Annotated in this window: 1 protein-coding gene and 1 pseudogene; both read left to right on the forward strand. The window is 48.7% G+C overall.

The annotated features are described in order from the left end of the window. The first annotated feature begins 52 nt into the window (after positions 1-52). Positions 53-1,246 carry a glutamine-hydrolyzing carbamoyl-phosphate synthase small subunit gene (gene carA, locus B7Y67_RS17020; protein ID WP_293599646.1) on the forward strand — a complete coding sequence of 398 codons (1,194 nt, stop codon included), beginning with the start codon at positions 53-55 and terminating at the stop codon, positions 1,244-1,246. Then, positions 1,246-1,784 (forward strand): annotated as a pseudogene (carB, locus tag B7Y67_RS17025) (carbamoyl phosphate synthase large subunit); the annotation flags it as partial. The gene carA and the pseudogene carB, both read left to right, overlap by 1 nt.

Below are 1,784 nucleotides of genomic sequence, written 5' to 3' on the forward strand. Positions count from 1 at the left end.
TTTGGGGTGTTGAGCGTCGGATGGAGCAGGGACTGGAGATGGTTTGTCACCCTTGCTTCCTTCTTTTCCTCCCGCCGTGTTGGCTCTAGCCGACGGCACTGTATTTCCCGGTCTGAGTATTGGCGCCCCTGGCGAAACTACCGGCGAAGTCGTTTTTAATACCGCACTCACTGGCTATCAAGAGATCATTACTGATCCTAGTTATTCACGCCAAATTGTTACTCTGACTTATCCCCATATTGGTAACGTTGGGGTGAATGGTCAAGATGCTGAGTCGGACCAAATTCATGCTGCTGGTTTGGTCGTTAAAGATCTTTCCAAGCGCGTATCGAATTTCCGCTCTGAAGAAACTCTAGATGCCTATTTGACTAAGGCGGGTGTAGTTGGCATCTCAGGTATCGATACTCGCAAACTGACCCGCATTCTTCGAGACAAGGGCGCTCAGTCTGGCGCAATCGTTGCTGGCAAGATGGGTGATGATGTAGAGGCTCTCGGTAAGAAAGCTTTGGAATTGGCTAAAGCCTTCCCAGGCATGGCTGGTTTAGATCTGGCTAAGGTAGTAACTACCAAGTCCCCATATCAATGGCACGAAGCCGAGTGGGATCTCCATGGTCCAGATGGCAAACCTGCATACAGAAGTTTAGATACCAGTAAGGCGATCAAAAAAGTCGTCGCGTATGACTTTGGTGTGAAGCGCAATATTTTGCGCATGCTCACCGAGCGTGGCTGTGAGTTAACGATTGTTCCCGCGCAAACTAGTGCTGCTGAAGTATTGGCGATGAATCCAGATGGCGTGTTCTTCTCAAATGGCCCCGGAGATCCTGGGCCTTGCGATTATGCGATTGCCGCTGCAAAAGAAATTATTGAAAAGGGTATTCCAACCTTCGGCATCTGTTTAGGTCACCAGATCATGGGCTTGGCCGCCGGTGCTAAAACTTTGAAGATGAAGTTTGGTCACCATGGTGCAAACCATCCTGTAAAAGATCTAGATACTGGGCGCGTAGCGATTACCTCCCAGAACCATGGTTTCGCAGTCGATGCGAATACCCTGCCTGACAACATTCGTGTGACGCACGTCTCTTTATTTGACGGATCCCTACAAGGTTTGGCTTGGAAAGATAAGCCTGCATTGTGTTTCCAAGGTCACCCTGAGGCCTCACCAGGTCCTCATGACATTGCCTATTTATTTGATCGTTTTGTGGAGCTCATGAATGCTGCCGCTGTTGGTAATAAGGGGGGCAAATAATGCCTAAGCGTAGCGACATTAAGAGCATTCTGATTATTGGTGCTGGTCCGATTGTGATTGGACAAGCCTGTGAGTTTGACTATTCTGGTGCGCAAGCTTGTAAAGCTCTGCGTGATGAAGGTTACAAAGTCATCTTGGTCAATAGCAATCCCGCAACCATCATGACTGACCCAGAGATGGCGGATGTGACTTACATCGAGCCAATCACCTGGGAAGTGGTAGAGCGCATTATTGCTACTGAGAAACCGGATGCAATTTTGCCAACTATGGGCGGACAAACTGCCTTGAACTGTGCACTCGATTTGCATCGTCACGGCGTTCTTGAAAAATACGGTTGCGAATTGATCGGTGCTTCACCAGAGGCCATTGACAAAGCAGAAGATCGTCAAAAGTTTAAAGATGCGATGACCAAAATTGGTCTGGGCTCTGCTAAGTCGGGTATTGCGCACTCAATGGATGAAGCGCATGAAGTACAGCAGCGTATTCAGAAAGAAACCGGTAGCTTAGGTTTCCCGGTCGTCATTCGTCCTTCATTCAC

The sequence above is a fragment of the Polynucleobacter sp. 35-46-11 genome, assembly GCF_002281105.1.